The sequence below is a fragment of the Paraburkholderia sp. BR10936 genome (genome assembly GCF_040965735.1).
Lineage (GTDB): Bacteria > Pseudomonadota > Gammaproteobacteria > Burkholderiales > Burkholderiaceae > Paraburkholderia > Paraburkholderia nodosa_A.
Genome location: NZ_JBFRCM010000003.1, coordinates 38,788 through 61,286, shown reverse-complemented (window position 1 = coordinate 61,286; position 22,499 = coordinate 38,788). Strand labels below are relative to the sequence as shown.

The following is a 22,499-nucleotide window of genomic DNA, read 5'->3' as shown; positions in this document are numbered from 1 at the left end:
CAGGAGACGGAGACGATGCAATACGACTACATCATCGTAGGCGGCGGCTCGGGTGGCGCGTCGCTGGCGGGCCGGCTGGCCGACCGTTGCCCGCAGGCGAGCATCGCGCTCGTCGAAGCCGGGCCGCATACGGCGCGCAACCCGTTCGTCAACATGCCGCTCGGCGTCGCCGCGCTCGTCCCGTTTCGCACTAAAAACAACTACGCCTATGAAACCGTGCCGCAGCCGGGACTCGCCGGACGGCGCGGTTACCAGCCACGCGGCCGCGGCTTCGGCGGGTCGAGCACCATCAACGCGATGATCTACACGCGCGGCCATCCGCTCGATTACGACGAATGGGCGCAGCTTGGCTGCACGGGCTGGGCGTGGCGCGACGTGCTGCCGTACTTTCTGCTCGCCGAGGACAACGAGCGCGGCGCGAGCGCCTGGCATGGCGCGGGCGGCCCGTTGGGCGTCGCCGACCTGCGCGAGCGCAATCCGGTGGCCGCGCGCTTCGTCGAGGCCGCGCGCGAGGCGGGCTTTCGTATGAACGACGACTTCAACGGCGAGGAACAGGAGGGCGTCGGCTTCTATCAGGTGACGCAGCGCGGCGGCGAACGCTGCACGGTGGCGCGCGCGTATCTGTATGGGCGCGAGCGGCCGAACCTGCATCTGATCGCCGATGCGACGGTCCTGCGCGTGCGCTTCGACGGCGCGCGCGCGAGCGGCGTGGAGCTTGCGCGCGGCGGTGCGATCGAGACCCTGCGGGCGCGTGCCGAGGTGATCCTCGCGGCGGGCGCGTTCAACTCGCCGCAGTTGCTGATGTGCTCGGGCATCGGCCCCGCCGACGAACTGCGCGCGCTCGGCATTGCGGTGCGCCACGACGCGCCCGAGGTCGGCCGCAACCTGATCGACCATATCGATTTCACCTTCAACAAGCGCGTGCGTTCGAGCGACACCGTGGGCTACTCGCTGCGCGGCGCGGCGCGCATGACGGCGGGCTTCGTGCGGTATCTGCAAGGGCGGCGCGGCATGCTCACGACCAACGTGGCGGAGGCGGGCGGCTTTCTGAAGAGCCGCCCGGAACTCGACCGGCCCGACCTGCAGCTGCACTTCTGCACGGCACTCGTCGACGATCACAGCCGCCGCCTGCATTGGGGCCACGGCTATTCGCTGCACGTGTGCGTGCTGCGCCCGGCGAGCCGCGGCACGGTCACGCTCGCGAGCGCCGACGCGCGCGTGGCGCCCACGATCGACCCGCGCTTTCTCTGCGATCCGCGCGACCTCGACGCGCTCGTGCAGGGCGCACGGCTCGCGCGGCGCATACTCGACGCGCCCGCGCTCGCGCAGCTGGGCGGCCGCGAACTCTACACGCATGGCGAGCAGAGCGACGCGCACTTGCGCGAGACGATCGCCCGCCATGCCGACACGATCTATCACCCCGTCGCGACCTGCCGCATGGGCGGCGACGCGCGTTCCGTCGTCGATCCGCAGTTGCGCGTGCGCGGCGTGACGGGGCTGCGCATCGCCGATGCCTCGGTCATGCCGACACTCATCGGCGGCAACACGAATGCGCCTTGCGTGATGATCGGCGAGCGGGCGGCCGACTTCATCGCACAAACGAGATGCGAGCGCGATGCGGCGCTTCAGCACGTCGACGCCTGAGGGTTCGCCCTCGCTCGTCGCAGGTTTCAGCCAGGTTTGCCCGGCTGCTTTTCCATCCCCGGCGGGTGCACGAAGTCGTCGAGAAACGTGAAGGGCTTGCCGTATTCCGAGCGCGCGACGTCGAGCCAGGCGCGCGCCGCGTGCGAGAGATAGCCGCTGCGTTTCCAGCCGATCGCCATGTCCCAGGTGATCTGCGGCTCGCTCACGGGCAGGCAGGTGAAGCGCTCGGCGTCGAGCCGGCGCACGTACGGCGCGGGCAGCAGCGCAATGCCCACGCCCGCGAGCACGAGTGCGGCCATCAGGTCCCAGTGGCCGCTACGTCCCACCACCTGCGGCACGAAGCCGGCCGTGCGGCACGCGTTCAGCACGACGTCGTTGAGCGCGAGGCTTTCGCCGTAGAACACGAACGGCTCGCCGGCCAGCTCCGCGAGCGGCACGGCGAGCTTGTTGTCCCAGCGCGAGCCGCGCCGCGCGACGAGCCACAGCACCTCGTGCGAGATCGGCAGGACGTCGATCAGTGCGGGATCGACGGGCAGCAGCACGCCGCCCAGTTCCAGCTCGCCTGAGATCAGCGCGGCTTCGATGGCACGCGACCCCTGCTCGAAAAGCTTCAGCTCGATCTTCGGATAGCGCTGGCGAAACGTGGCGATGGCGGGCGTGAAGAGCGAGCCGCCCATCGGCGGGATGCCGATCGTGAGTTCGCCGCGCCCGAGGGTGCCGAGATCGGCGAGTTCGGCCTGGAGCTGCGCCTGCGCAGCGAGCACGTCCTGGCCGCGCTGGTAGACGATGCGTCCGGCGTCGGTGAGCACCATCTGGCGCGCGTCGCGCAGCAGGAGCTGGGTGCCGGTCTCGTCTTCGAGTGCCTTCACCATCTTGCTGATGGTCGGCTGGGTGACATGCAGTTTTTCGGCCGCGGCGGTGAAGCTCTGTTGCCGCACCACCTCGATGAAATAGCGAAGCGCGCGCAGTTCCACGATCGGGACTCCACAAATGTGCAGAAAACACGCTCAGCCGGGTGCTGAGTTGGTGCATTCCAATATGGAATGTAGCAGATGATCTTAAGTCATTATGTTTATGCTGCGCTGCACCCTATACTGACTTCCATTCCAGTGTCACTTAGGGTTTGCCATGACTACCTCCAACGCGACCGCGAAAGTCTCCGAAAACGCCGAGCGTAAAGCGGGCGGCATGGCGAGCTTCGGGCGCCGTATCGGCCGCATTACCGTGCAATCGGCGCTGCTCGCAGGCGTCTGGTACGCCGCCGACGCCCTCACGCGCTTCACGCACCTGCCGGTGCCGGGTGGCGTGGTGGGCCTCGTGCTGCTGCTCGCACTGCTCTTTTGCGGCGGCGTCACGCCGCGCTGGGTCAAGGCGGGCGCCGACTGGCTGCTTTCCGACATGCTGCTGTTCTTCATTCCGGCTGCCGTCGCAGCCGTGAAGTATGGCGGCCTCTTTCGCGCCGATGGCTGGCGACTCGCGCTCGTCGTGGTCGGCGGCACGCTGATGGTAATGGTGGCCGTGGCGTTTGCGGTCGAACAGGCCGCGAAGCTCGAGCGGCGCCTCGCGCTGCGCCGCGTGCGCGATTCGCGGCACTCGCGCCATCTGGCGCGGGCTTGAGGCTGCAACGTCCTGAATAGAGTGAGGATGATTCCGTCATGAACACGTTTTATTCGTCCCTGTTCGCCGACGACGCGGCGCGGCTCATCGCCGCCGGCTGCTTCATCCTCACCGTTGCGCTCTATTTCGCCTCGAAGGCGCTCTATGCGCGCTTTCGCTCGCCCTGGCTCACGCCACTCGTTGCGGTGCCCGCCGTGCTCGGCGTGTTCGTGCTGGTGCTCCATATTCCGTACCCCGTGTACTTCCAGGACACGCGCTGGCTCATGTGGCTGCTCGGGCCGGCCACCGTGGCCTTCGCGGTGCCGATCTACGAGTACCGCGACCTGCTCAGGCGCCACTGGATCTCGCTCACCGTGGGTGTGACGGTCGGCATCATCGTGGCAGTGGGCGGTTCGCTCGCGCTGGCCAAGCTCCTGCACCTGTCGCCCGATCTGCAGCGCAGCCTGATGACGCGCTCGATCTCCACGCCGTTCGCGCTCGCGGTGTCGGACAAGATCCACGCGCCGCGTGACCTCACCGCGCTCTTTGTGATCGCTACGGGCGTGTGCGGCATGCTGTTCGGCGAACTGGTGCTGGGCCTCGTGCCGCTGCGCACGCGCCTCGCGCGCGGCGCGCTCTTCGGCGCGGCGGCGCACGGCGTGGGCACGGCGAAGGCGCGCGAGCTGGGCAGCGAAGAAGGCGTGGTGGCGAGCCTCACGATGATGATCGCGGGCGTGGTGATGGTGCTGCTCGCGCCGGCGCTCAGTTTCTTGCCGGTTTAAAGTCCTGCGGGCTCGTTCGCGCCCGCTTTTTTGGCCTGCGCACGCGCGCGGACGCCATCCCGATTTGCTACAATCTCGGCTCGCTTTCGAGGAGCGTTGCGACGGGTTTTCTGTAACCCGCCAGGCTCGAAAGTGCTTCAATCCGGTTGAATCCACTGAATCAACCGCACTGAAACGGCGCTCACGTCTTTAATTTCTAGTCACTTTTAGAAAGGAGGGCGTGATGAACGCCGCAGTTCCGCAAGATCAAGCCAAAGATTTCATCGTCGCCGATATGTCGCTTGCCGCCTGGGGCCGCAAGGAACTCAATATCGCCGAGACCGAAATGCCGGGTCTCGTGCAAACCCGCGAAGAGTACAAGGCGCAGCAGCCGCTCAAGGGCGCGCGCATCGCCGGTTCGCTGCACATGACGATCCAGACGGGCGTGCTGATCGAGACGCTCACCGCGCTCGGCGCCGATGTCCGCTGGGCCTCGTGCAACATCTTCTCGACGCAGGACCATGCCGCCGCCGCGATCGCGCAGGGCGGCGTGCCGGTGTTCGCGTTCAAGGGCGAATCGCTCGACGAGTACTGGGAGTTCTCGCACCGCATCTTCGAATGGCCGAACGGCGAGTTCGCCAACATGATCCTCGACGACGGCGGCGACGCCACGCTGCTGCTGATCCTCGGCTCGAAGGCTGAAAAGGACCGCTCGGTCATCGCCAAGCCGACGAACGAAGAGGAAGTCGCGCTCTACAAGTCGATCGCCGCGCACCTCGACGTCGATCCGCAGTGGTACTCGAAGCGCCTTTCGCACATCCAGGGCGTGACCGAAGAAACCACGACCGGCGTGCATCGCCTGTACCAGATGGAGAAGGAAGGCCGTCTGCCGTTCCCCGCCATCAACGTCAACGATTCGGTCACGAAGTCGAAGTTCGACAACCTGTACGGCTGCCGCGAGTCGCTCGTGGACGGCATCAAGCGCGCGACCGACGTGATGATCGCGGGCAAGATCGCGGTCGTGGCCGGTTACGGCGACGTGGGCAAGGGCTGCGCGCAGTCGCTGCGCGGTCTCGGCGCCACGGTGTGGGTCACGGAAATCGATCCGATCTGCGCGCTGCAGGCGGCGATGGAAGGCTACCGCGTCGTGACGATGGAATACGCCGCCGACAAGGCCGACATCTTCGTGACGGCCACGGGCAACTACCACGTGCTGAACCACGATCACCTGAAGGCGATGCGCCACAACGCCATCGTCTGCAACATCGGCCACTTCGACTCGGAAATCGACGTTGCGTCGACGCGCCAGTACCAGTGGGAAAACATCAAGCCGCAGGTCGACCACATCATTTTCCCGGACGGCAAGCGCGTGATCCTGCTGGCCGAAGGCCGCCTCGTGAACCTCGGTTGCGCCACGGGCCACCCGTCGTTCGTGATGTCGAACTCGTTCACGAACCAGACGCTCGCGCAGATCGAACTGTTCACGCAGGGCAAGAAGTACGAGAACAAGGTGTACGTGCTGCCGAAGCACCTCGACGAAAAGGTTGCACGCCTGCACCTCGCGCGCATCGGCGCGAACCTGACCGTGCTGTCGGACGACCAGGCTTCGTACATCGGCGTCGACAAGAACGGTCCGTTCAAGCCGAACCACTATCGCTATTAAGCCGATACAACGCGATACAAAGCGGGCTGCTGTTTTAAGCCCGCTTTAAGCGGTCAGGCGGATGCTGACCCCAATCCCTGCGCGCGCAACGCGTGGGGACTGCGGGCGGCATCCGCCGCCGGCACCTGGCGATACAAAAGCAACGACGCAAAAGGAGTCCTTATGACCGTGCTGCTGACCTGGCTGATCAACGCGCTCGCGCTCCTGATCATCACCTGGCTCGTTCCGTCGATCCATATTCGCAGTTTCGGCACCGCGCTCATCGTCGCGATCGTGCTCGGACTCATCAACGCCGTGCTGCGCCCGCTGCTGATCGTGCTCACGCTGCCCGTGACCATCCTCACGCTCGGCCTCTTCATCCTCGTGGTGAACGCGCTGTGCTTCTGGCTGGCGGCGTCGCTCCTCAAGGGCTTCGAGGTGTCGGGCTTCTGGTCGGCATTTTTCGGCTCGATCCTGTACAGCATCGTGTCGTGGCTGCTGTCGGCGCTGATTTTCGGCAACCGCAGCCTCGGCTGACGCGGGCCGGGCCGCCCACGTTCGCGGCCCGGCCTCACTGGCCTCATCAACATGAAACCGATCGAACTCTCATTCGAATTCTTCCCGCCGAAGACGCCGGACGGCCTGGAAAAGCTGCGCGCTACGCGGGCGGAACTTGCCACGCTCAAGCCGAAGTTTTTCTCGGTGACGTTCGGCGCGGGCGGGTCGACGCAACAGGGCACGCTCGACACCGTCGTCGACATCGCGAAGGCTGGCATCGAGGCGGCGCCGCATCTCTCGTGCATCGGCTCCTCGAAAGAGAGCCTGCGCGCGATTCTCGGCGAGTACCGCTCGCACGGCATCCGCCACATCGTGGCGCTGCGCGGCGACTTGCCCTCGGGCATGGGCGCGGTGGGCGAATTGCGCTACGCGTCGGAACTCGTCGCCTTCATCCGCGAGGAGACCGGCGACGCGTTCCACATCGAAGTGGCCGCGTATCCCGAGTACCACCCGCAGGCGCGTTCGCCGCGTCACGACCTCGAAGCGTTCGCGCAAAAGGTGAAAGCGGGCGCCAATTCGGCGATCACGCAGTACTTCTTCAACGCGGACGCGTATTTCCGCTTCGTCGACGACGCGAAGAAACTGGGCGTGGATATTCCCATCGTTCCCGGCATCATGCCGATCACGAACTACTCGCAGCTCATGCGCTTTTCGGAGATGTGCGGCGCCGAAGTGCCGCGCTGGGTCGCCAAGCGTCTGGAAAGCTTCGGCGACGATCGCGAGTCGATCCGCGCATTCGGGCTCGACGTGGTGACCGACCTGTGCCGCCGTCTCGTCGAGGCAGGCGTGCCGGGCATCCACTTCTACACGCTCAACGCGGCGCCGGCCACCAAGGCCATTTGCGAGCGGCTGGGGTTCTAGGGCCCGCACGCTCGACCCGCCAAACGGCAACAAACCGCGCGGTTCCCGGACTCCCGGGCCGCGCGGTTTTTTATTGAGACGCGATTGCGCGATTTGCATCAGCAAGGCTGCGCGTCCCGGCTGCGCGCGTCATTTCGGCGCGCTATGTTCCTGATCGGCAAGAGAAAAAGAGGGGTGAAGCTACGTTGCACCGCAGCATGCTGCAACCGCAACGCCTGTCAACCCGGCGTTTTCCACAAGCGACGGGACTTTTGGCTTGCTTGTGACTGCGGCACCTGCTGTGTAAGATCGCGCTACGCTGGCGCAAGCCGGCACTGAACTGGAGGAAACATGAAAGAAAACAAACTGTTGCGTGCTGCACGAATGACGTCTCTCGTGGCGCTCGCAGCGGCATCGATTGCTGGAGCCCCGCTCGCGCACGCCGCGCAAAGCATTCCGAACAAGACGCTCGTCTATTGCTCGGAAGGCAGCCCCGCTGGCTTCGACCCGGCCCAATACACGACCGGCACCGACTTCACCGCGAACACGTTCACCGTCTACAACCGCCTCGTCGAGTTCGAGCGCGGCGGCACCAAGGTCGAACCGGGTCTCGCAGAATCGTGGGACGTTTCGCCGGACGGCAAGACCTACACGTTCCATCTGCGTCATGGCGTGAAGTTCCAGACCACCTCGTTCTTCAAGCCCACGCGCGAATTCAATGCGGACGACGTCGTGTTCTCGTTCGACCGCATGCTCGACGCGAACAATGCGTTCCGCAAGGCGTACCCGGTGTCGTTCCCGTACTTCACCGACATGGGCCTCGACAAGCTGATCGCCAAGGTCGAAAAGGTCGACCCGTACACGGTCAAGTTCACGCTGAACGAGCCGAACGCGCCGTTCATCCAGAACATGGCGATGGAATTCGCCTCGATCCTCTCGGCTGAATACGCGGATCAACTGATGAAGGCCGGCAAGGCCGCCGACATCAACCAGTTCCCGGTCGGCACGGGTCCGTTCATCTTCAAGAGCTACACGAAGGACGCGACGATCCGCTACGACGGCAACCCCGACTACTGGAAGCCGGGCGCCGTGAAGCTCTCGAAGCTGATCTTCTCGATCACGCCGGACGCCAGCGTGCGCGTGCAGAAGATCAAGCGCGACGAATGCCAGGTGATGAGCTATCCGCGTCCCGCCGACATCGCGCCGCTGAAGGCCGAGCCGAACATCGCGATGCCGTCGCAGCCGGGTTTCAACCTGGGCTACCTGTCGTACAACGTCACGCACAAGCCGCTCGATAACGCGGACGTGCGCCACGCGCTCGACATGGCGATCAACAAGAAGGCGATCATCGACTCGGTGTACCAGGGCGCGGGCCAGCTCGCAACCAACCCGATGCCGCCGACGCAGTGGTCGTACTACAAGAACCTGCCGGCCAATTCGTACGACCCGGAAAAGGCCAAGGCGCTGCTCGCGAAGGCGGGTCAGGGCAACGGCTTCGAGATCACGCTGTGGGCCATGCCCGTGCAGCGCGCCTACAACCCGAACGCACGCTTGATGGCCGAAATGATCCAGGCCGACTGGGCGAAGATCGGCGTGAAGGCGAAGATCGTGACGTATGAGTGGGGCGAGTACATCAAGCGCGCTCACGCAGGCGAAGACGATTCGATGCTGATCGGCTGGACGGGCGACAACGGCGATCCGGACAACTGGCTCGGCACGCTGCTCGGCTGCGAAGCCGTGAACGGCAACAACTTCGGCAAGTGGTGCTACAAGCCGTTCGACGACCTGATCCAGAAGGGCCGTCAGACCTCGGACGTGGCGCAGCGCACAAAGTTCTACCAGGAAGCGCAGCAGATCTTCGCGAAGCAACTGCCGTTCTCGCCGATCGCTCACTCGACCGTCTATCAGCCGGTCAGCAAGAAGGTGACCGACATGCGCATCGAGCCGCTTGGCTACGCGCGCTTCGACGGCGTGGGCATGCAGTAAGGATAATCGGGTAAGACTTTCCGCTCGGTCCGCATATCAGCCAGGACCGGCGGAAAATGGTCCGGCGACCGGGGTCACGAGCCCCTGTCGCCGGTTGCGTTTCATTTCAAGCTTTTGGGGGAACACCACATGTTCCGCTTCGTATTGCGCCGCATCGGCATGGTCATACCCACGTTCATCGGGATCACCATCCTTGCGTTCGCACTCATCCACCTGATTCCGGGCGACCCCATCGAAGTGATGATGGGCGAGCGCGGCGTCGATCCGCAAATGCACGCCGAGGCGATGCACCGCCTGGGGCTCGACGAGCCTCTGCCGATGCAGTATGTGCACTACGTCTGGCACGCCGTGCACGGCAATCTCGGCACCTCGATCATCACCAACACGAGCGTGATGGGCGAGTTTCTCGCGCGCTTTCCCGCCACCGTCGAGCTGTCGATCTGCGCGCTCGTTTTCGCGCTCGTGATCGGCTTGCCCGCCGGCGTGTTCGCGGCGCTGCGGCGCGGTACTGCCGTCGATCACGGCGTCATGGGCACCGCGCTCACCGGCTACTCCATGCCGATCTTCTGGTGGGGGCTCATCCTCATCATGGTGTTCTCGTCGAAACTCGGCTGGACGCCGGTGTCCGGCCGCATCGCGGTGGAATTCGACATTCCGCACGTGACCGGCTTCATGCTGATCGATTCGCTGCTGCCCGGCACCGACGAAGGCGCGTTCAGGTCGGTGCTGAGCCACCTGATCCTGCCGGCCATCGTGCTCGGCACGATTCCGCTCGCCGTGGTCGCGCGCATGACGCGCTCGTCCATGCTCGAAGTGCTGCGCGAGGACTACATCCGCACCGCGCGCGCCAAAGGTCTTTCGCCCGTGCGCGTGATCGTCGTGCATGCGCTGCGCAACGCGCTCATTCCCGTGGTGACCGTGATCGGCCTGCAGGTCGGCACGCTGCTCGCGGGCGCGGTGCTTACCGAAACGCTATTTTCCTGGCCCGGCATCGGCAAATGGCTGATCGACGCGATCAGCCGGCGCGACTACCCGGTGGTGCAAGGCGGCATTCTCATGATCGCGACGCTCGTGATCGTCGTGAACCTGTTCGTCGATCTGCTGTACGGCGTGCTCAACCCGCGCATTCGACATACGAGGTAAGCGAGCCATGAAAATGCGAACCCCACAACACACCATTCAACACCAGGAGGCATGATGGCTGACATTCAGAACACCGTGCCTCGCGCCGTCACGCCGCCTTCGGGCCGCGCGCTCGTGCTGCGCGAATTCTGGGCGAACTTCTCGCGCAACAGGGGCGCCGTGGGCGCGGGCGTGATCGTGCTCGCGCTGATCGTCATCGCGATCTTCGCGCCGCTGATCGCGCCGCACAGCCCCATCGAGCAATACCGCGACTACGTGAAGATTCCGCCCGCCTGGCTCGACGGCGGCAACTGGAAGTTCATCCTCGGCACCGACGAAGCGGGCCGCGACATCCTCTCGCGTCTCATGTACGGCGCGCGGCTTTCGCTGTGGATCGGCTGCGTCTCGGTCGTGCTCGCGCTGGTTCCGGGCATCGTGCTCGGGCTCGTCGCCGCGTTCTTCGAGAAGTGGGCCGACACGCCGATCATGCGTCTCATGGACGTGCTGCTCGCGCTGCCTTCGCTGCTGCTCGCGGTGGCCGTGGTCGCGATCATCGGACCGGGTCTCACGAACACCATGCTCGCGATCGCGATCGTGGCGCTGCCCGGCTACGTGCGTCTCACGCGCGGTTCGGCTCTCGGCGAACTGCACAAGGAGTACGTGACCGCTTCGCGCGTGGCCGGTGCCGGCACGCTGCGCCTGATGTTCTCGCAGGTGCTGCCCAACTGTACGGCTCCGCTCATCGTGCAGGCGACACTCGGCTTTTCCTCGGCGATTCTCGACGCCGCCGCGCTCGGCTTCCTCGGCCTCGGCGTACAGCCGCCGCGTGCGGAGTGGGGCGCGATGCTCGCCTCGGCGCGCGACTACATCGACAGCGCATGGTGGATCGTCACGATGCCGGGTCTGTCCATCCTCATTTCGGTCCTCGCGATCAACCTGCTCGGCGACGGGCTGCGCGACGCGCTCGATCCCAAGCTCAAGCGGATGGCCTGACATGAAAACGACCCCCACACTCCCTTCGGTCGTTGCCCCCCGAGGGGGCGTCGGTCCTCTTGGGGCGGCCCGGCGAGGACTGACATGAACAACGAACTTTTGACCATCCGTAATCTGGCGGTGAACTTCAACGGCCTGCCCGCCGTCGACCGCGTCAATCTGTCGGTCGCGCCTGGCGAAGTGCTCGGCATCGTCGGCGAATCGGGCTCGGGCAAGAGCGTGACGATGATGGCGCTGATGGGCCTCATCGACGCCCCCGGCAAGGTGAGCGCGGATTCGATCACCTTCGACGGCCGCGATCTGCTAAACGCCACCGGCAAGGAGCGCCGCCGCATCGTCGGCAAGGACATCGCCATGGTGTTCCAGGACGCGCTCACGAGCCTGAACCCGAGCTACACCGTCGGCTATCAGATCAAGGAAGTGCTCAAGCTGCACGAAGGGCTGCGCGGCTCCGCGCTCAACGCGCGCGCGCTGGAGCTGCTCGACCAGGTCGGCATTCCCGACGCGAAGAACCGCATCGACAACTTCCCGCACCAGATGTCGGGCGGCATGAACCAGCGCGTGATGATCGCCATGGCCGTGGCCTGCAACCCGAAGCTGCTGATCGCCGACGAGCCCACCACGGCGCTCGACGTGACGATCCAGGCGCAGATCATGGAACTGCTCGTGCGTCTGCAGAAGGAGCGCGGCATGGCGCTCGTGCTGATTTCGCACGATCTGGCCGTGGTTTCGGAAGTCGCGCAACGCGTGGCCGTGATGTACGCGGGCGAGATCATCGAGACGAACCGCGTGCCGGATATCTTTTCGCGTCCGCATCATCCGTACACGGAAGCGCTGCTTGCCGCGATTCCCGAACACAACAAGGGGGCGATGCGGCTTGCCGCGCTGCCCGGCATGGTGCCCGGCCGTGACGACCGGCCGAGCGGCTGTCTGTTCGCGCCGCGCTGCAAGTATGTGGTGGATGACTGCATGAAGGCGCGGCCCGCGCTCGACGCGGTGACCGATGAAAGCGGCTATGCGCAAGTGCGCTGCATCAAGCCGCTGAACGCGGCGGTGACTCAATCCAGTGGAGGCGCGCGATGAACGCAGTCCAGCAACACGCGGCTCGTCAGGACCATCAGGACGACAAGGTTCTCGTCGCCGACGATCTCAAGAAGCACTACACCGTCAAGCGCGGCATGTTCGGCACGGGCACCGTGAAGGCGCTCAACGGCGTGTCGTTCTCGCTCACACGCGGGCGCACGCTCGCCGTGGTGGGCGAGTCCGGCTGCGGCAAATCGACGCTCGCGCGCCAGCTCACGATGATCGAGCCGCCCACCGCGGGCAAGCTGACCATCGACGGCGAGGACGTTGCGCACGCAAACGCCGCGAAGATCGCCGCGCTGCGCCGCCGCGTGCAGATGGTGTTCCAGAATCCGTTCGCCTCGCTCAATCCGCGCAAGACCGTGGAGCAGACGCTAGGCGAGCCGCTCGCCATCAACACGCGCCTCACGGCGAACGAGCGCGCGGACCGCATCGCGCACATGATGCGCATCGTCGGCCTGCGCCCCGAGCACGCCAAGCGCTATCCGCACATGTTCTCGGGCGGCCAGCGCCAGCGCGTGGCGATCGCGCGGGCCATGATTCTCGACCCGCAGATCGTCGTGGCCGACGAGCCGGTTTCCGCGCTCGACGTCTCGATCCAGGCGCAGATTCTCAATCTGTTCATGGACTTGCAGGAGCAGTTCCGCACGAGCTACGTGTTCATTTCGCACAACCTGGCCGTGGTCGAGCACATCGCCGACGACGTGATGGTGATGTACCTGGGCGGCGTGGCGGAACTGGGCGACAAGGACACGGTGATCTCGCGGCCGCGCCATCCGTACACGCGCTCGCTGCTTTCGGCCACGCCCGCGATCTTCGAAGCGGACCGCCGCGTGAAGATCAAGCTCGAGGGCGAATTGCCTTCGCCGCTCAACCCGCCGTCTGGTTGCACGTTCCATCAACGTTGTCCATACGCAGTCGAGCGGTGTCGTAAGGAAGTGCCTGTTCTTCGCGAAGTGGACGGCCGTCAGGTATCCTGCCATCGTGCAGAGGAGGTGGGGGAAGAGGATGGGCGGCCCATGCCGGCCTGAAGCGACGGCGGCGCGTCGTTTTATTGCTACGCGCCGCCAGTTGATGGGCGGCCGTCGTGCCGCCTTTTTCACTGGTTTTCCCACCGTTTTCTCCGCCGCTCTTTCAATCGTTCCGGCTGCCGCCGTTATCGTGGCGGCCGGGCTGGGTACGGCTGTTCGGGTGACATTCGGTGTGGCTTTTGGTGTGGCATTCGCGGTGGCGTTGCGTGCGGCGTTGAAGCAGGCGTCGAGCGCTGCGGCGCGCGCGGCGCTCACGCTGGTCCTGGCGATCGGCGTTCTCGCGGGCGCCTCGGGCCCGGTGTTCGCCGGCGGCGCCGTCGCCAACACGCCCGGTGTGCATCCGGCCGTGCCCATGCCGCCCGGCACCTCACGCGGCGCGAACGGCGGCATTCCCGGCTTTCACGCCGCGCCCGCCGTGCCGAGCTACGCATCGGGCACGACGGCTGGCGGCCCGGTGCGCACCCAGCCTGCGCGCATGCCGTTCTATGTCGCCACGCGCGGCAACCTCACGATCTATCTGCTCGGCACGCTCCATGTGGGCGACCCCGCCGACTACCCGCCCGCCCAGCCGTTTCGCCCGCAGATTCTCGCGGCGCTCGCCGCGTCGCCCATTCTCGCGCTCGAGCTGTCCCCCGACGATCTGCTGGTTTCCCAGGACGACGTCTCGAAATACGGGGTGTGCAAACGGCCCTGCCTGCCGGGCCTGTTGCCCGATCCGCTCTGGCAGAAACTCGAGGCGCGCATGCGCGGCAATCCCGAGGCGCTCGCCGAGATCCGCAAGATGCGGCCGTGGCTCGCCTCGCTGCTGGTGGAAACCTATGATTCGCTGAGCGCCGGCCTGCAGACCGAGTTCGGCACCGAGGCGCAGTTGCAGAACGTGTTCCTGCGCTGGAAGGGCCGCCGCATCGTCGGCCTGGAGACGCTCGGCGAGCAGATGCGCGCCTTTACGAATCTGAGCCTCGCGCAGCAGCGCGAGATGCTCGCCCAGGACCTCGCGCAGACGCCGGCGCAAAACGTGTCCGACGTGCAGACGCTGCTGCACCTGTGGCGCGTGGGCGACGCCGATGCGATCGCCGCATGGGAATCGGCGCGCACCGAAAAGCTCTCGCACGACGCGCGGGTGGCGGCGTCGGTCGACAATCGCATCGTCTACGAGCGCAACCGGCGTTTCGTTTGGCGCATGCAGCAGTACGTGGCGCCCAACAAGCCGCTCTTCGTCGCCGTCGGCGCGTTGCATCTGGGCGGACCTAAAGGCGTGCTCCAGCTGCTGCGCCAGCGTGGGTTCAACGTCGACCCGGGTTGAGCCAGGCCGGGCCTTTGCGCTCGCATCTTGTGCTCGCGCGCGGCCTGAATGCGGAAAAGCCGGCTTTCGCCGGCTCTTCTTGCGAGCGCATGCGTACGCGGGTCAAAACCCGAACACGTTCAGCAGCACGATATTCGCCGCGAGGATGCCGAGCGCCGTGGGCACCTGCACGCGTATCACCGCGTTCTTGTCGGGCAGTTCCAGCAGCGCGGCGGGCACCATGTTGAAGTTCGCGGCCATCGGCGTCATGAGCGTGCCGCAGTAGCCCGAGAACATGCCGATGGCGGCCATCATCGCCGGATTGACGTGGAACACGCCCACCAGCACCGGCACGCCCACGCCGCCCGTCATCACCGGAAACGCGGCGAAGCCGTTGCCCATGATGATCGTGAAGAGCGCCATGCCCACGCAATAGACCACCACGGCCACGAAGCGCACGTCCATGTTGATGTACGACGTCGTCACGTGCGCGACGGCCTTGCCGACGCCCGCGTCCGAGAACACGAGGCCGAGCATGCCGAGCATCTGCGGCAGGACGGCGGCCCACGAAAGCGCGTCGACGAGGCGGCGCGTTTCCTTCATCGACTGGCCGACGCTGTCGCGCGTGATGATGCAGGCAATCGCGAGCGCGATCACGCAGCCGATGCCGAAGCCGATCAGCGTGACGTTCTTCGGGTCGAAGAGCGGCTTGCCGCCGAAGACGAGATGGCTGGCCGCGAGCGTGAGCACGACGGTAATGACGGGAATGGTGAGCGCGGGCACGAAGAGCTTGTTGCCCAGTCGCTTCGCGCTGGCGATACGCGTTTCGAGCGCGAGCACCTTGGGCTTCGCGGCCGTCACGCCGCCGAGGCCGGCGATCAGCGCCATGGCGAGCACGAGCACGCCCACGACTTCGGCGGGCAGCAGATCGCCGACGAGAAAGATGAGCGCGTAGAGCAGCCAGAAGCCGCCTGCCGTGAAGCGGCGCGGATGCTCGCGGTCCATCACGATCATGCCGCCGACGATCAGCAGCACGACGCCGAGCAGCCAGAAGAGCCAGTTGAGGGTGAGCGTCATGCTTCGTCTCCTTGTGCGCGGTTTGCAGCCTTGGCGTCGCTCGCGTTGCGCATGGCGCCCAGTTCGCGTTCGAGCTTGCGGTCGAGCAGCCAGAGCCGGAAGCCGTGAATCAGGAACGCGCAGATCGCCGTCGGAATGCCCCAGAACGCCACGTGGATCGGCTCGACCGAAACGCCCGCTTCCTTGAGCAGCGTGACCATCAGCACGATCGCGCCGAACGCGACGAAGATGTCCTCGCCAAAGAAGAGGCCCACGTTGTCGGTCGCGGCCGAGTAGGCGCGCAGCTTGTAGCGCACGGCGTCGGAGAGCTTGCCGAAGCGGTTTTCGGTGGCGCCTTCGGCCATCGGCGCGATGAGCGGGCGCACCATCTGCGGATGGCCGCCGAGGCCCGTCAAGCCGACCGCGGCGGTCAGCTCGCGCACGAGCAGATAGACAATGAGCAGACGCCCGGCGGTGGCCGCCTTGATGCTGCCGATCCAGATCTGTGCGCGCTCACGCAGGCCGTGGCGCTCGAGCAGCCCGATCACGGCGAGCGGCAACAGGATGATGAGGGGAATGTTGCGGGTCTTGATGAAGCCGGTGCCGATGGCGGCGAGAATCTTCGCGACCGGAAAACCCCCGGCGAAACCGGTGACGACGGCCGCCGCGGCGACGATCAGCATCGGATTGAAGCGTAGCAAGAAGCCGGCGATGATGACGGCCACGCCGATCAGCGGCCATAAGTTGACGGTGCTCTGCATGTAGATCTCCAAACGTATTGGCTTGTCGTTGATTGCCGCGGATAGCGGCGTTGACTTCACGGCTCTGACGGCCGTTCGCACAACTACGAACCTGCTCGGTACAACTACGCCTGGCAAGCTTGCGCTGCCGGGGGTTTGCCTTGTGAAAACCTTCGGTGATACGTCTCTAGCGGCGCGCGGCGCATGCCGCGCGCTTTGCTGCGTTCGAACGCGCGTGGGTCAAACTTCGCCGGCCCCCGCCGCGCGCACGCCGATGCCTGCGTCGTCCAGCGCCGTGCGGATGCGCCGCGCGAACGCGAGCGCGTGCGGGCCGTCGCCGTGCAGGCAAATGGTCTGCGCGTTCAGCGGCACCCAGGCGCCGTTCACGGCCTGCACGCGCTGCTCGCGGATCATCGCGAGCGTGCGCGCGAGCACCGTGTCTTCGTCGTCGAGCAACGCGCCCGGCTCGCTGCGCGGCACGAGCGAGCCGTCCGCGCGATAGCCGCGGTCGGCGAACACTTCCTCGATCGCGACGAGCCCCGCCTCGCGCGCCGCCGTCACGAGGCCGCTGCCCGCGAGCGCGAACACCGTCACGGACGGATCGAAGTCGTGCACGGCCGAGACGATGGCCTCCGCGATCTGCGGGTCACGCGCGGCCTGGTTGTAGAGCGCGCCGTGCGGCTTCACGTGGGCGATGCGGCCGCCTTCGGCCTGGGCGATGGCGGAGAGGGCGCCGAGCTGATACAGCACGCCCGCGTAGATTTCCTCGGGCGGCAGGTTCATCTCCTTGCGGCCGAAGTTCTCGGGGTCGTTGAAGCTCGGATGCGCGCCGATCGACACGCCTTTCTCCACGGCCCAGCGCACGCATTCGCGCATGGCGTTGGCGCCGCCCGCGTGCCAGCCGCACGCGATGTTGGCGGAGCTCACGAGGTCGAGCAGCGCCTCGTCGGAGCCGCAGCCTTCGCCGAGATCGGCGTTCAGATCGATGGTGGTCATGATGGGTTCCTCTTACTGCCTGTCTTACCGATGGTGCTTGAAAATCACGCGCTCGCGGCCGCGTTCGCGCGGCGGTTCGCAAGGCGTTCGTCGTGCATGGCGATCGCGGTGTCGATCTGCCGCAAATACGCCCGTTCCTCTTCCAGCGCCGCGCGCGCGGCGGCCGGCGTCGCTTCCACGAAACGCACGCCACCGGTGAGCCGCACCTGGGCGAGCTTCCACCAGTCGGCGCGAATCACGGAGCCGATCTTCGGGTAGCCGCCCGTGGTCTGCGCGTCGGCCATCAGCACGATGGGCTGGCCGCTCGGCGGCACCTGGATCGTGCCGGGCAGCACAGCGTGCGACAGCAGATCCACGCCGTTCGCGCGCACGAGCGGCGTGCCCGTGAGCCGAAAGCCCATGCGATTGCTGTTGGGCGTGATCTGCCATTCGTCGGACCAGAGCGCGCGCTGCGCCTCGGGTGTGAAGCTGTCGTACTCGGGGCCGCGCAGCACGCGCACGGGCACGGCCCACGCCATGCCGTCCGGATGGCGTCCGCGCCGGTGATGCGGCTCGTCCGCGAGCGCGAAGTTGCACCACACGGGCGCCTTCACGCCGAAGGCCGGCGCGCCCGGGTCGAGCGCGGCGCGCTCGCGACCCGGGGCGAACGAGGCGCCCGTGGCGAGACGGTCGCCGTCCTTGAGCGCGCGACCTGCGAGGCCGCCGAAGCCCGCCGCGAGGTCGGTGCTGCGCGAGCCGAGCATGGGCAGCACGTCGACGCCGCCGGCCACGCACACATAGGCGCGCATGCCGCGCTTCGCGCCGTTCAGCACGAGTTCTTCGCCGGCGGCCACGGGCAGGCTCCACCACGACCAGACCGGGCGCCCGCCGAGCGTCGCGCCGAAGTCGGTGCCGGTAATGGCGACGCGGGTGGCGCGCGCGAAGCGCAGCGCGACGGGGCCGAAGGTGATTTCCACGCCGGCGGCGTCGGGCCGGTTGCCGACGAGACGGTTGCCCACCTCGAGTGCGAGCGTATCGAGCGCGCCGCCGGTGGCGACGCCCAGATGCCGGTAGCCGGGGCGGCCGAGATCCTGGACCGTGGTGAGCAGGCCCGCGCGCAATACTTCGATCATGCGTGGAGCTCCGCGATGGTGAAACGCACGCGGTCGCCTGGCATGAGCAGCGAAGGCGGATTGCGCGAAGGGTCGAACAACTTCGCGGCGGTGCGGCCGATCAGTTGCCAGCCGCCTGGCGAGGCGGCCGGATAAATGCCCGTCTGCTCTCCGCCGATGCCCACCGATCCGGCGGGGACGGCCAGGCGCGGCTCGCGGCGGCGCGGCGTGTGCAGCGCGGGTTCGAGACCGCCGAGATAGGCGAAACCGGGCTGAAAGCCGAGGAAGAACACCGTGTAGACGCCCGCGGCATGGCGCGCGGCGACGTCGGCGGCGGCGAGCGCGCAATGCTGCGCGACCGCTTCGAGATCGGGGCCGTCTTCGCCGCCGTAGACCACGGGTATCTCGACTTCACGGCCTGCCGCGCTCGCGTCTTCGGCCTCGCGCCATGCGTCGCGCAGCGCGAGCGCGAGCGCCGCGGCGTCGGCCGAGAGCGGATCGAAGGTGATCGTCAGGTTGTTCATGCCGGGCACCACTTCGCGCACCGGCGCCCAGCCGCGCGCGAGCGCGGCGACGGCCCAGACGCGGCGCTGGACCTCGAGCGTGGCGGGCGGCGGCGCTTCGCAGACGAGCGCTTCGTCACCGAGAGGAAAAATGCGAGGGTCAGAATTCGGCATGTTGGATCGATCAAGGGACGGTTCGACCGGTCGGAAATAAGCGCACGAAAGATGCACAGGCGGTGCCGGTGCCATTCCTTCCTAGCGTACATTGTCGATAAATTATCTACAAATTATCAATAAGCGTTTTCGCCAGGCGCACGGCAATCGCGCTGCAATTACACTCACGCCACGCCGCTTTGCCTTTTCGAACACCGACTACCGGGTTATCTGCCATGTCGCGCCAGCCGACCAAGATCGTTTCGTCCGAACATCTCGTCTCCGAGTCGAGCGCCGAGCTTTCCGAATTCGAGTACGCGCTCATCATGGCGAGCAATGCGTTCAACCGCTGGATGGTGCGCTGCATGTCGGCGGCGGGCGTGAAGGACATGACGCCGATCGAGGTGTCGCTGCTCCATCACGTCGGCCATCGCGAGCGGCGCAAGAAGCTCGCGGATATCTGCTTCGTGCTCAACATCGAGGACACGCACGTGGCCACGTATGCGTTGAAGAAGCTCGTCTCAAGAGGGTATGTAAAAAGCGAAAAGACCGGCAAGGAAGTCTTCTTTTCGGTCACGCCGGAAGGCCAGGCGCTGTGCCTGCGCTATCGCGACGTGCGCGAGAGCTGCCTCATCGCGACGCTCAAGGAAAGCGGCCTCACGAATCAGCAGATCGGCGATGCCGCGCAACTCATGCGCAATGCGTCGGGGCTCTATGACACGGCCGCGCGCGCGGCGGCTTCGCTCTGAGCGATCAAGGCGCGTTCAGCGTTCAACGTTCACGTGAACGTTGGCAAAGGTGCGTGGCGGCTTCCGTCACCACGGCGTCGAGCGGCAGGTCGTGCGCCTCGCGCGCAAGCACGCCGTCGTCGATGCGGCATGCTTCATACGCAATGCCAACCGTGACGGGCAACGCAATGCCCGGCCAGGCGGCCAGCGTGCGGTCGTAGTAGCCGCCGCCGTAACCGAGGCGATAGCCGTCGCGATCGAAACCCACGCAGGGCACGAAAAGAAGATCAGGCACGATCACTTCCTGCGATTGCGGCTCGAGGATCCCGTGATGGCCTTCGCACATCGGAGCATCGGGCGTCCAGGCGTGAAAGACGAGTGGCGTATGGCGCTCGGGAATGGCGGGGAGGGCGGCGCGGCGTGACGCATCGGCGGCGAGCCAGGCGGTGATCCAGGCGCGCGCATCGAACTCGCCGCGCAAGGGCCAGTAGAACCCGATCGAACGCGGCGAAAATTGCGCGACGAGCGCATCGAGACGAGCCGCGAGTGCCGCACCGATTGCCACGTCGGAAGCCGCCTCAATTCGCCGAGGAAGCAGCCTTGCACGCCAGTCCTTTTTGGATTCCGTGTGAGGGTTGCGTGCTATGCTTGGGTTCACCTCGCGCTCCAGAAATAACGATGTCCAAACGCCTTGTCCGAGTATATCGCGTGGTCGGTCTCGCACTGACTGCCGCGGCACTCGTAGCATGCAGCACGGCGGACGCCGTGCGCCCCGTCGCACTGCCCATAGGCGCAGTCCTTTCCAACGACGATCAGACTTTCATCCAGCTTCGCGAAGCCGCGCGCAACAACGATCCCGCGCGCGCCGCGCAACTCGCTGCGATGATTCCCGACTACCCGGCGCCGTCGTACCTCGAATACTTCCAGCTCAAGCCGCAGCTGTTCGATTCGCAGGGCCACGCGCGCATCGACGCGCCCGACGCGCCGGTGCTGTCGTTCCTGCAGCGCTACGACGGTCAGGCGATCGCCGACCGCATGCGCAACGACTATCTGACCGTGCTCGGCGCGCGCCACGACTGGACGAATTTCGACCAGCAATATTCGCGCTTCGTGCTCAACGACGACACGCAGGTGAAGTGCTACGCGCTGGAGTCGCGCGCGGCGCGCGGCGAGAACGTCGCGAACGACGCGCGTGCGCTGCTCACCGAGCCGCGCTATTACGGCGACGGCTGCGTCGATCTCATCACCGCGCTTGCCATCAAAGGCCAGTTCTCGAGCGACGACGTGTGGCAGCAGATCCGCCTCGCCTACGAGCAGAACCAGACCTCGACCGGCGCGAAGCTGCTCGACGGCCTTTCGCAGCGCCCCGACCCGACCGCGTTCAGCCAGGCCGTGAGCACGCCGCCGCTCACGCTCGCGCAAGGCGTCACCGCCGACCCGCAATCGCACCAGCTCGCGCTGCTCGCCGTCACCGTGATGGCGGCCAACGATCCGGCCATGGCAGCGGCCACCTTCGCCACTGTCGCACCGCAGCTCAGTTCGCCGGAGCGCGCGACAGGCTGGGGCACGATCGGCTATCAAGGGGCGTTGAAGCGCCTGCCCGCTTCGCTCGGCTGGTACCGCCTCTCGGCCAATGCGCCTCTCTCGAACCCGGCTTACGAATGGCGTACGCGCGCCGCGCTGCTGGGCGGCGACTGGACCATGGTGCGCTGGTCGATCGAACAGATGCCGGCCGCGCTGCGCGCGCAGCCGTCGTGGGTGTACTGGCACGCACGCGCGCTCAAACAGGCCGGCGAAACGGGCGCAGCGAACCAGGAATTCGCGTCGATTTCGCAGGGCTATCACTTCTACGGCCAGCTCGCCACCGAAGAACTCGGCCAGAAGATCACCATCCCGCCGAAGACCACGGTGAGCGACGCCGAAATCGCCCAGGCTGCGCAAACGCCGGGCTTCGCGCTCGCGCAGCGCTTCTATGCGCTGAATCTGCGGCTCGAAGGCAATCGCGAATGGAACTGGCCGCTGCGCGGCATGAGCGACCGGCAGCTGCTCGCCGTCGCCGAATACGCGAAACGCATCCAGTTGCTCGACCGCACTGTCAACACGGCCGACCGCACGCAAACGGAGCACGACTTCTCGCTGCGCTATCTCGCGCCGTTCCGCGACGTCGTGGAGCGCGACGCGCAAACGAGCGGCCTCGACGTCGAATGGGCCTACGGCCTGATTCGCCAGGAATCGCGTTTCATTCTCAATGCGAAATCGGGCGTGGGGGCGAGCGGCCTCATGCAGATCATGCCGGCCACGGCGCAGATGGTGGCGAAGAAGATCGGCCTCGGGCCCCTGTCGCGCGACCAGCTCAACGATCTCGACACCAATATCCTGCTCGGAACGAATTATTTGTCGATGATCTACAATCAGTTCGACGGCTCCGCCGTGCTCGCCACCGCGGGCTACAACGCCGGGCCGGGCCGCCCGCGCGCATGGCGCCAGACTTTGCAGGGCGGCGTCGAGGGCGCCATCTTCGCGGAAACCATTCCGTTCCAGGAAACCCGCGATTACGTGAAAAACGTGTTGTCGAACACGGTCTACTATGCGGCGCTGTTCGAGGGCCGTCCGCAATCGCTGAAGGCGCGTCTCGGCTATATCTCGCCGTAAGCGCCGGGCCGTTGGACCGCGCCGCTTCCCTTCATACGGAAA

General features: G+C 66.1%; 21 protein-coding genes and 1 riboswitch. Of the genes, 14 read left to right on the top strand and 7 right to left on the bottom strand.

What is annotated here, in order from left to right:
• The first annotated feature begins 15 nt into the window (after positions 1-15).
• Complete coding sequence (locus AB4Y36_RS06800) at positions 16-1,644, top strand: GMC family oxidoreductase (RefSeq protein ID WP_368682613.1); 1,629 nt, start codon at positions 16-18, stop codon at positions 1,642-1,644.
• A gap of 26 nt (positions 1,645-1,670) precedes the next feature.
• Here the strand turns inward: AB4Y36_RS06800 and AB4Y36_RS06795 are convergent, their stop codons facing one another.
• Positions 1,671-2,618, bottom strand: coding sequence for a LysR family transcriptional regulator (locus AB4Y36_RS06795; RefSeq protein WP_069264295.1), 948 nt, complete (start codon positions 2,616-2,618; stop codon positions 1,671-1,673).
• A 214-nt stretch (positions 2,619-2,832) separates the two neighbouring features.
• Here AB4Y36_RS06795 and AB4Y36_RS06790 point away from each other — a divergent pair, with 214 nt between their 5' ends.
• From AB4Y36_RS06790 to AB4Y36_RS06740, 11 genes are all read left to right on the top strand, one after another.
• Positions 2,833-3,261 (top strand): CidA/LrgA family protein, encoded by a 429-nt coding sequence (locus AB4Y36_RS06790; protein WP_035512721.1) that lies wholly within the window; start codon positions 2,833-2,835, stop codon positions 3,259-3,261.
• Between the two features lie 38 nt (positions 3,262-3,299).
• Complete coding sequence (locus AB4Y36_RS06785; RefSeq protein WP_342949222.1) at positions 3,300-4,022, top strand: LrgB family protein; 723 nt, start codon at positions 3,300-3,302, stop codon at positions 4,020-4,022.
• Between the two features lie 82 nt (positions 4,023-4,104).
• Positions 4,105-4,212, top strand: a riboswitch (S-adenosyl-L-homocysteine riboswitch).
• Between the two features lie 33 nt (positions 4,213-4,245).
• On the top strand, positions 4,246-5,664 hold the full coding sequence (ahcY, locus tag AB4Y36_RS06780) for an adenosylhomocysteinase (RefSeq protein WP_069264292.1): 1,419 nt from the start codon (positions 4,246-4,248) through the stop codon (positions 5,662-5,664).
• Positions 5,665-5,826: 162 nt separating this feature from the next.
• On the top strand, positions 5,827-6,180 hold the full coding sequence (locus tag AB4Y36_RS06775) for a phage holin family protein (RefSeq protein ID WP_028203399.1): 354 nt from the start codon (positions 5,827-5,829) through the stop codon (positions 6,178-6,180).
• Between the two features lie 51 nt (positions 6,181-6,231).
• Positions 6,232-7,062 (top strand): methylenetetrahydrofolate reductase [NAD(P)H], encoded by an 831-nt coding sequence (gene metF, locus AB4Y36_RS06770; RefSeq protein WP_069264291.1) that lies wholly within the window; start codon positions 6,232-6,234, stop codon positions 7,060-7,062.
• A 330-nt stretch (positions 7,063-7,392) separates the two neighbouring features.
• Positions 7,393-9,027: an ABC transporter substrate-binding protein gene (locus AB4Y36_RS06765; RefSeq protein WP_368682612.1), complete on the top strand. Its 1,635-nt coding sequence runs from the start codon at positions 7,393-7,395 to the stop codon at positions 9,025-9,027.
• 129 nt (positions 9,028-9,156) lie between these two features.
• Positions 9,157-10,170, top strand: a complete 1,014-nt coding sequence (locus AB4Y36_RS06760; protein ID WP_069264287.1) for an ABC transporter permease subunit — start codon at positions 9,157-9,159, stop codon at positions 10,168-10,170.
• Between the two features lie 54 nt (positions 10,171-10,224).
• Positions 10,225-11,142: an ABC transporter permease subunit gene (locus tag AB4Y36_RS06755; protein ID WP_069264285.1), complete on the top strand. Its 918-nt coding sequence runs from the start codon at positions 10,225-10,227 to the stop codon at positions 11,140-11,142.
• 84 nt (positions 11,143-11,226) lie between these two features.
• Positions 11,227-12,225, top strand: a complete 999-nt coding sequence (locus AB4Y36_RS06750; RefSeq protein ID WP_069264283.1) for an ABC transporter ATP-binding protein — start codon at positions 11,227-11,229, stop codon at positions 12,223-12,225.
• On the top strand, positions 12,222-13,256 hold the full coding sequence (locus AB4Y36_RS06745; RefSeq protein WP_069264281.1) for a peptide ABC transporter ATP-binding protein: 1,035 nt from the start codon (positions 12,222-12,224) through the stop codon (positions 13,254-13,256). Before AB4Y36_RS06750 ends, AB4Y36_RS06745 begins: the two co-directional genes overlap by 4 nt.
• Before the next feature lie 184 nt (positions 13,257-13,440).
• Complete coding sequence (locus AB4Y36_RS06740) at positions 13,441-14,559, top strand: TraB/GumN family protein (RefSeq protein WP_368682824.1); 1,119 nt, start codon at positions 13,441-13,443, stop codon at positions 14,557-14,559.
• A gap of 102 nt (positions 14,560-14,661) precedes the next feature.
• Here the strand turns inward: AB4Y36_RS06740 and AB4Y36_RS06735 are convergent, their stop codons facing one another.
• The 5 genes from AB4Y36_RS06735 to pxpB form a co-directional block, all read right to left on the bottom strand.
• The gene (locus AB4Y36_RS06735) at positions 14,662-15,615 is read right to left on the bottom strand and encodes a DUF979 domain-containing protein (protein ID WP_368682611.1); all 954 of its coding nucleotides are present in this window, start codon (positions 15,613-15,615) and stop codon (positions 14,662-14,664) included.
• Positions 15,612-16,355: a DUF969 domain-containing protein gene (locus AB4Y36_RS06730; protein WP_069264274.1), complete on the bottom strand. Its 744-nt coding sequence runs from the start codon at positions 16,353-16,355 to the stop codon at positions 15,612-15,614. The genes AB4Y36_RS06735 and AB4Y36_RS06730 overlap by 4 nt, the downstream gene beginning before the upstream one ends.
• A gap of 219 nt (positions 16,356-16,574) precedes the next feature.
• On the bottom strand, positions 16,575-17,330 hold the full coding sequence (gene pxpA / locus AB4Y36_RS06725; protein WP_069264272.1) for a 5-oxoprolinase subunit PxpA: 756 nt from the start codon (positions 17,328-17,330) through the stop codon (positions 16,575-16,577).
• A gap of 44 nt (positions 17,331-17,374) precedes the next feature.
• Positions 17,375-18,442, bottom strand: coding sequence for a biotin-dependent carboxyltransferase family protein (locus AB4Y36_RS06720; RefSeq protein ID WP_368682610.1), 1,068 nt, complete (start codon positions 18,440-18,442; stop codon positions 17,375-17,377).
• Positions 18,439-19,098, bottom strand: a complete 660-nt coding sequence (gene pxpB, locus AB4Y36_RS06715) for a 5-oxoprolinase subunit PxpB (RefSeq protein ID WP_069264268.1) — start codon at positions 19,096-19,098, stop codon at positions 18,439-18,441. The genes AB4Y36_RS06720 and pxpB overlap by 4 nt, the downstream gene beginning before the upstream one ends.
• 215 nt (positions 19,099-19,313) lie before the next feature.
• Here pxpB and AB4Y36_RS06710 point away from each other — a divergent pair, with 215 nt between their 5' ends.
• Positions 19,314-19,826, top strand: a complete 513-nt coding sequence (locus tag AB4Y36_RS06710) for a winged helix DNA-binding protein (protein WP_028212076.1) — start codon at positions 19,314-19,316, stop codon at positions 19,824-19,826.
• Between the two features lie 22 nt (positions 19,827-19,848).
• Here AB4Y36_RS06710 and AB4Y36_RS06705 read toward each other — a convergent pair whose 3' ends face one another.
• Positions 19,849-20,475, bottom strand: a complete 627-nt coding sequence (locus tag AB4Y36_RS06705) for a 5-formyltetrahydrofolate cyclo-ligase (RefSeq protein ID WP_368682823.1) — start codon at positions 20,473-20,475, stop codon at positions 19,849-19,851.
• Between the two features lie 8 nt (positions 20,476-20,483).
• Between AB4Y36_RS06705 and AB4Y36_RS06700 the strand changes: the two genes are divergently transcribed.
• Positions 20,484-22,457, top strand: a complete 1,974-nt coding sequence (locus AB4Y36_RS06700; protein WP_368606131.1) for a transglycosylase SLT domain-containing protein — start codon at positions 20,484-20,486, stop codon at positions 22,455-22,457.
• The last annotated feature ends 42 nt before the right edge of the window (positions 22,458-22,499 follow it).

Excerpts from the sequence above, each read along its gene's own strand:
- AB4Y36_RS06760 (WP_069264287.1), top strand. The coding sequence starts at position 9,157 with ATGTTCCGCTTCGTATTGCGCCGCATCGGCATGGTCATACCCACGTTC.
- AB4Y36_RS06700 (WP_368606131.1), top strand. The coding sequence starts at position 20,484 with ATGTCCAAACGCCTTGTCCGAGTATATCGCGTGGTCGGTCTCGCACTG.
- AB4Y36_RS06745 (WP_069264281.1), top strand. The coding sequence starts at position 12,222 with ATGAACGCAGTCCAGCAACACGCGGCTCGTCAGGACCATCAGGACGAC.
- pxpB (WP_069264268.1), bottom strand. The coding sequence starts at position 19,098 with ATGCCGAATTCTGACCCTCGCATTTTTCCTCTCGGTGACGAAGCGCTC.
- AB4Y36_RS06785 (WP_342949222.1), top strand. The coding sequence starts at position 3,300 with ATGAACACGTTTTATTCGTCCCTGTTCGCCGACGACGCGGCGCGGCTC.
- AB4Y36_RS06735 (WP_368682611.1), bottom strand. The coding sequence starts at position 15,615 with ATGACGCTCACCCTCAACTGGCTCTTCTGGCTGCTCGGCGTCGTGCTG.
- AB4Y36_RS06790 (WP_035512721.1), top strand. The coding sequence starts at position 2,833 with ATGGCGAGCTTCGGGCGCCGTATCGGCCGCATTACCGTGCAATCGGCG.
- AB4Y36_RS06775 (WP_028203399.1), top strand. The coding sequence starts at position 5,827 with ATGACCGTGCTGCTGACCTGGCTGATCAACGCGCTCGCGCTCCTGATC.
- AB4Y36_RS06710 (WP_028212076.1), top strand. The coding sequence starts at position 19,314 with ATGTCGCGCCAGCCGACCAAGATCGTTTCGTCCGAACATCTCGTCTCC.
- AB4Y36_RS06750 (WP_069264283.1), top strand. The coding sequence starts at position 11,227 with ATGAACAACGAACTTTTGACCATCCGTAATCTGGCGGTGAACTTCAAC.
- AB4Y36_RS06800 (WP_368682613.1), top strand. The coding sequence starts at position 16 with ATGCAATACGACTACATCATCGTAGGCGGCGGCTCGGGTGGCGCGTCG.
- metF (WP_069264291.1), top strand. The coding sequence starts at position 6,232 with ATGAAACCGATCGAACTCTCATTCGAATTCTTCCCGCCGAAGACGCCG.
- AB4Y36_RS06720 (WP_368682610.1), bottom strand. The coding sequence starts at position 18,442 with ATGATCGAAGTATTGCGCGCGGGCCTGCTCACCACGGTCCAGGATCTC.
- AB4Y36_RS06765 (WP_368682612.1), top strand. The coding sequence starts at position 7,393 with ATGAAAGAAAACAAACTGTTGCGTGCTGCACGAATGACGTCTCTCGTG.
- AB4Y36_RS06730 (WP_069264274.1), bottom strand. The coding sequence starts at position 16,355 with ATGCAGAGCACCGTCAACTTATGGCCGCTGATCGGCGTGGCCGTCATC.
- AB4Y36_RS06755 (WP_069264285.1), top strand. The coding sequence starts at position 10,225 with ATGGCTGACATTCAGAACACCGTGCCTCGCGCCGTCACGCCGCCTTCG.
- ahcY (WP_069264292.1), top strand. The coding sequence starts at position 4,246 with ATGAACGCCGCAGTTCCGCAAGATCAAGCCAAAGATTTCATCGTCGCC.
- pxpA (WP_069264272.1), bottom strand. The coding sequence starts at position 17,330 with ATGACCACCATCGATCTGAACGCCGATCTCGGCGAAGGCTGCGGCTCC.